This window comes from Candidatus Aquicultor secundus (assembly GCF_002791875.1).
GTDB lineage: Bacteria > Actinomycetota > Aquicultoria > Aquicultorales > Aquicultoraceae > Aquicultor_A > Aquicultor_A secundus.
Genome location: NZ_PFNG01000117.1, coordinates 1 through 6041, shown reverse-complemented (window position 1 = coordinate 6041; position 6041 = coordinate 1). Strand labels below are relative to the sequence as shown.

Sequence of the window (6041 nt, the reverse complement as noted above, 5' to 3'; positions counted from 1 at the left end):
CCTTCTGCATATGCAGGAGGGTCTAAGCTTAGACAAGCTCAGTGACAGAAGTTTGTGAGTGCCCGCTAGATTCTTCGCTTCGCTCAGAATGACAGGCAACAGCAGTCTGTGTGAGTGTTCTCTAGATTCTTCGCTTCGCTCAGAATGACACAATAATTATGGTGTTCTGGCACTAGTTGGTAATGGCAACTCCACGGCTTTTATAAAAAACCCAGCGCTTTCTATCCCTATCGGGTTAAGCATCCTGGGCCTCGTCGCCACGCATGTAGCTGTCGACTAGTTATTTTATTGCTCAATTCCATGGGTAAAATTTTGATTATCTTACACCCGCAGATTGCTTGTGTCAAGAAAAGTTCACATCCAACAATAAAATCCCACCAACCTTGGGTGGGATAAATGCCGTGGACTACGTAAGATGTGCCGGTGGTACTTATACAACCGGGGTCGGCAAATCCGGTTTCCTTACTGCCCTTGCGACCGGCTTCACGGCGACGCGCGGCTCAACTATATATCCGTTCTCTTTCGCCTCGTCCCAACACCCGGAGCATTTTCCGGCACATGGTGAATAATTGCGTAGGCAGAACTGGCAGCAGATATCCAGATTTTCCGGGCATTCATGATCGTTTGAGGTGCATTTAACGTTTTGCATAACTGCCTCCTAGCACTCGATCACACATCAATTGACCGATAAGAATTCTTAGCTGCTAAAGATACCCTGAGAACCTGATAAATACCTTTGAAAGTTGTAATTATCCCGAGACGTAAAAATCACGGCAGAATCGCCGAAGTGTGTTGTAGGTTCTAGTTCAGCAAAACGACAAGAGCTTCGTACCGGCGGAGTTCAAAATCAACATGAGAAGTGCTTCCTCGTTGAAGATACTCGGGCGATTATCACTGTATTAATGATACAACGATAGCGGAAAATAAGCTAGGTAAATATGTGACTTTGTTGTTACAAAAGGGCGGGGTCATTAGACCCCGCCCCTATATTGCTTCCTGCATTGGCGCCTAAACGCCTGGTAGCAGCAGGTTCTACATCATGCCGCCCATACCGCCCATGCCGGGCATTCCGCCACCGGCACCTGCTTCCTCGGGCTTATCGGCAATCGCAGCCTCGGTGGTAAGAATGAGGCTTGCGATCGAAGCCGCGTTCTGGAGCGCCGAGCGCGTGACTTTCGCCGGGTCGATAACACCATCCTTCATCATGTCGCCGAACTTGCCGGTTACGACATTAAGACCCTGGCCTTTGTCCATACCTTTGATCTTCTCGACGATAACCGAGCCCTCATAGCCCGCGTTTGCCGCAAGCTGGCGAAGTGGGGCTTCGAGCGCACGCGAGATAATCTGAGCGCCGACTTTCTCGTCGCCTTCGAGCACGTTGTCGAGATTAGCAAGAGCTGGGATTATATTGATGAGAGTTACCTCGCCGCCGGGGACTATGCCCTCTTCAACAGCAGCTTTAGTTGCGGAGAGTGCGTCTTCAATGCGGTGTTTCTTTTCTTTCATCTCGGTCTCGGTCGCCGCACCCACGCGGATAACGGCAACGCCGCCGGATAGTTTAGCAAGGCGCTCCTGGAGTTTTTCACGGTCAAACTCGGAGTCACTCATGTCGATCTCTTTCTTGATCTGTGCGATGCGGCCTTGGATATCCTTGGCCTTGCCCGCGCCGTCAACGATAACCGTCTCGTCCTTGGTTATGCGAACACGGCCTGCGCGACCGAGCATATCGACGGTTACTGTGTCGAGCTTGATGCCAAGCTCCTCGGTTACAACCTGGCCGCCGGTAACGATTGCGATGTCCTGCAGCATTGCCTTGCGGCGCTCGCCAAATCCCGGGGCCTTTACAGCAATACCGGTGAACGTGCCACGGATCTTATTGACGACAAGTGTCGCGAGAGCTTCTCCCTCGACATCCTCGGCGATAATAAAGAGCGGCTTGCCTGCCTGCATTACTTTCTCAAGAATGGGAAGAAGATCAGCGATTGCGGCAATCTTCATGTTGACGATGAGGATGAGCGGCTCGTCTAGAACGGCTTCCATTCTCTCCGTATCTGTGACCATGTATGGTGAGATATAGCCCTTGTCAAACTGCAGACCCTCGACGACCTCAAGTTGGGTTCCTATCGTCTGTGATTCCTCAACAGTAATGACGCCGTCTTTCCCCACCTTATCCATTGCATCTGCGATTAAGTTACCGATCTCAGGGTCGGCGGCGGAAATTGTCGCAACGGATGCGATCTCTTCCTTGGTATCAATACTCTTGGCAATGCTTTTAATCTCGTCAACAGCGGCCTGAACGGCCTTGTCGATACCTCTTTTCAGGAACATCGGGTTGGAACCTGCGGCCACATTCTTCATGCCCTCACGCACGATTGCCTGACCGAGAATTGTCGCGGTGGTTGTTCCGTCACCGGCAACGTCGTTAGTTTGAGTCGCGATCTCTTTTGCGAGCTGCGCGCCCATATTCTCATACGGATCTTCAAGCTCGATCTCTTTTGCTACGGTCACGCCGTCGTGGGTGATCGTCGGCGCACCGAACTTCTTGTCGATTACGACATTTCTTCCTTTTGGACCTAGCGTAACTTTTACGGTATCGGCGAGTTTGTTAACGCCCGCCTCAAGTCTACGCCGTGCCTCTTCATTGAATTCAATGATTTTCGGCATATACTGGTTTCCCTCCTCAAAATGCTTAATAATTCTTTAAACTATGCATAAACAGAAATAGTCTTGACGAACATGTTATTGGCTAACAACAGCCAGAATATCTTCTTCTCTCATAATAAGATAATCCTGATCTTCTATTTTGATCTCGCTGCCGCCGTATTTTGAGTAGATTACCTTGTCGCCGACTTTAACTTCCATTGGCACTGCCTTGCCTTTGTCGTCGAGCTTGCCACCCCCGACAGCAACAACCTCCCCCTCCTGAGGCCTTTCCTTCCTGGCGGTATCCGGGATAACAATCCCGCTTTTCGTAGTTTCCTCCGCCTCAATCGGTTTGATCACTACGCGATCACGCAATGGTTTTAGGTTCATGAAATACAACCCTCCCAACAGTATTTTTAGCACTCTATCTTGTAGAGTGCCAAAACAATATTACAATACAGCCTTTGCTAAATCAACACGCCATCATAAATTTTTGCCAATTTTCTGCATAGTTAAACATTAGTTTTTGTATAAACTTGGGGCTGCTTTCAGCTTAACCGCAAGCCCGTATAAAGCCCCAGCCAGTACGATCGCCAGGTAAAGGTACGGCATCAGGCGGCCGTATCTTGCAAAAAAGCTCGTTCCCGGTGAAAATTCGAGGGTACCCGAGAGTATCTGTTGTTGTTCAGCACCCGACTTAGCGGTTATCCGGCCATTACTGTCGATGATGCCGGAGATGCCCGTGTTTGCCATCTGGATAACCGGGATGCCGTACTCGGCGGCCCGCATCTGCGTTATGCGGAAATGCTGCTCGAGGGCGGCGGTTTTGCCGAACCAGCCGTCGTTGGTAATAACGACAAGGGCCTGTGCCCCGGCGTTTACCATCTTGCCAACGAGCGGCGAATCGCATGATTCAAAGCAGATAACCGTCGAAAATCTGCCGATGCTGCGTATGGCCGCATCGGTGCGCGCAGAGCCTTCTTGCCCTCTCTGTATCTGTCCGGGAAATTCAAAAACCTTGCAATCGGTTCCCGGGGTGATATTACGAACAAGTGTGGCCAGGTTGTTTATCCGCTCGACGAGGCTTCGCATGGGGATATACTCGCCGAACGGAACCAGGTGAATCTTACGATATGCCTGTCGCCTTCCAAAACGATCGAAATAAAAAGCATCGTTATGGATGAGATCCGCTTCGTCTTCAAAACAACCAAAGATGAGCGATGTCTTTTTCGGGATGAGAAGCTTGTTTACCTCTTCTAAAAAGTCCTGCTCGTTGCTTATAGATGATACCAGTGCGCTCTCCGGCCAGATGATGAGGTCGGGCTTTGACTTGAGCGCCTCTTTGGTCATGGCAAGATACCGCGCCTTGATCGCGTCGTCGTTTCCGGTATCGGCCTTAAGGCTCTGGGGGACGTTTGCCTGAATGATGGCAACCTTAATCGTAGATGGCTCTTTAAGCGATTCAGTAGTTTGCGTTTGCGCCCCTGCCCCATTTGGGCCGGTGGCCTCGACCATAATTGCGCCGGCTGCGGGCCAGATCGAAACCGATGCGATTAGTGTTACAAGGCCTAAAGCAGCAAGCCTTGTCCGTGCGGCAATCCATTGTCGATCACGGCTTTCAACCCATGCGATGACCGCCTCGATAGCCCTGAGGCCGATCAGGTTGACCATAACAAAAACAAACCCGAGGCCGTACTCCCCGATATATGAGACAAGCTGAAGCAGATAGGGATTATTGGCGGTTGAGCCGAGATTCGCCCACGCAAAACCCCACGGTCCCAGCGCGCGCCCCAACTCACAAAGCGCCCAGAGTGCAGGAATGATGACAAACTGCGCGGTCCCTTTAAATGTGCGCATAACAATCCAGACGCCGAGCGCAAAAAGAACCATCCAGAGCGAAAGCATGCTCGCCAGCGCTATCCATGCGATAAAGCCGAAGACCTGAATCCAGTAAAGAACAGTAAGAAAGAACGATAGGCCAAAGATAAACCCGAGGAGTGCAGCGCCCTTGGCGTTGCTTCTCTGCAGCGCGAAGAGCAGCGGAATAAGCCCGACGAGCGCGAAACTGCCGATCGATGGGGATGGAAAGGCAAGCGCCAGCAGCGATCCCGAAACGATTGCCAGAAGAAAGTTAATAAGCGTGTCTTTTGAGAAGTGTTTCAAATTCTCAACCCGGCCTTTGCACGTGGGCTTACTATCAACACTTAGGCCTCGATCTTTTGCCCGAGCCTCAAATTCGGAATCGGGTTGGCCTCAAGAGTTATTCTATCACCGGCCAGGTATCTATAATAACCGGCAACCGCAATCATTATGGCGTTATCGGTGCAAAGGAATATATGCGGATAGTAAAGCAGCAGCCCCTCGCGCTTCGTCTCTGCAATCATGCGCTCTCTAAGATAGCTGTTAGCGGCGACGCCTCCGGCCAGAACAATCTTATCAACTCCCTTTTCCCGTGCCGCCCGGATCGTCTTAACGACCAGCACATCGACAACGGCGGCTTGGAAACTAGCGGTTAGGTCATGCAAGGGAAGCTCGTGCGCATCGAGGTTAAGGTGTGATACGTAGTTTAACACCGCCGTCTTTAGGCCGCTTAAGCTAAAGTTTAACTCGCCTTTTTTTAGCATCGCCCTCGGGAATTGTATCGCTGTCGGGTCGCCTTTTTTGGCCATCTCATCGATAATCGGACCGCCGGGGTACCCCAGCCCTAAAAATGAAGCGACTTTGTCGTATGCCTCACCCACGGCATCATCCAGCGTCTGGCCAAGCGGCTCGTATATACCGAAGTCCTCCATATAGACGAGCATGGTATGCCCGCCCGAGACAACCAGAGAGATAAGCGGCGGTTTTAAATCCGGATGGTCGATGAGGTTGGCGTAGATATGCCCTTCGATATGATTCACCCCGACAAGCGGCAAGCCTTTGACGTAGGATATAACCTTGGCGGCCCCCAGTCCCATAAGCAACGCTCCGACAAGCCCGGGGCCGATGGTAACGGCCACCGCATCTAAATCCTCATATGTTAACTGCGCCTTTTCGAGCACATCATCAAGCACCGGATTGAGCATCTCAAGGTGCTTGCGCGATGCGATCTCGGGTACCACCCCGCCGAATTTTTGATGAAACTCGATCTGCGACGCGACGACACTCGCAACCACATCGGTCCCGTTTCTCACAATCGCCGCCCCGGTCTCATCACACGAACTCTCAATCCCTAAAACATATATATCTTTTATATTTTTTATATCTTTCAATGCCAATCCATTCACCCGTCTAGCCGTTCTTAATCGAATTTAGGATCCTTGCATGTCATTCTGAACGAAGTGAAGAATCTAGCGGGCACTCACGCACTTCTGTCACTTAAGTGCGTCTAAGCTTTGATATACCTTTCTAAGAAGCGT

Annotated in this window: 5 protein-coding genes; all 5 read right to left on the bottom strand. The window is 51.0% G+C overall.

The window, feature by feature from the left end:
• Nucleotides 1–430 precede the first annotated feature (430 nt).
• A complete protein-coding gene (locus COY37_RS04755) occupies nucleotides 431–649 on the bottom strand; it encodes a hypothetical protein (RefSeq protein WP_286976453.1) in 219 nt (72 codons plus the stop codon).
• 383 nt (nucleotides 650–1032) lie between these two features.
• Nucleotides 1033–2664 (bottom strand): chaperonin GroEL, encoded by a 1632-nt coding sequence (groL, locus tag COY37_RS04750; RefSeq protein ID WP_286976450.1) that lies wholly within the window; start codon nucleotides 2662–2664, stop codon nucleotides 1033–1035.
• A 75-nt stretch (nucleotides 2665–2739) separates the two neighbouring features.
• Nucleotides 2740–3033: a co-chaperone GroES gene (groES, locus tag COY37_RS04745; RefSeq protein ID WP_286976448.1), complete on the bottom strand. Its 294-nt coding sequence runs from the start codon at nucleotides 3031–3033 to the stop codon at nucleotides 2740–2742.
• A 129-nt stretch (nucleotides 3034–3162) separates the two neighbouring features.
• The gene (gene lnt, locus COY37_RS04740; RefSeq protein WP_286976445.1) at nucleotides 3163–4806 is read right to left on the bottom strand and encodes an apolipoprotein N-acyltransferase; all 1644 of its coding nucleotides are present in this window, start codon (nucleotides 4804–4806) and stop codon (nucleotides 3163–3165) included.
• 41 nt (nucleotides 4807–4847) lie between these two features.
• Nucleotides 4848–5885, bottom strand: coding sequence for a tRNA (adenosine(37)-N6)-threonylcarbamoyltransferase complex transferase subunit TsaD (tsaD, locus tag COY37_RS04735; RefSeq protein WP_353682960.1), 1038 nt, complete (start codon nucleotides 5883–5885; stop codon nucleotides 4848–4850).
• Between the last annotated feature and the right edge of the window lie 156 nt (nucleotides 5886–6041).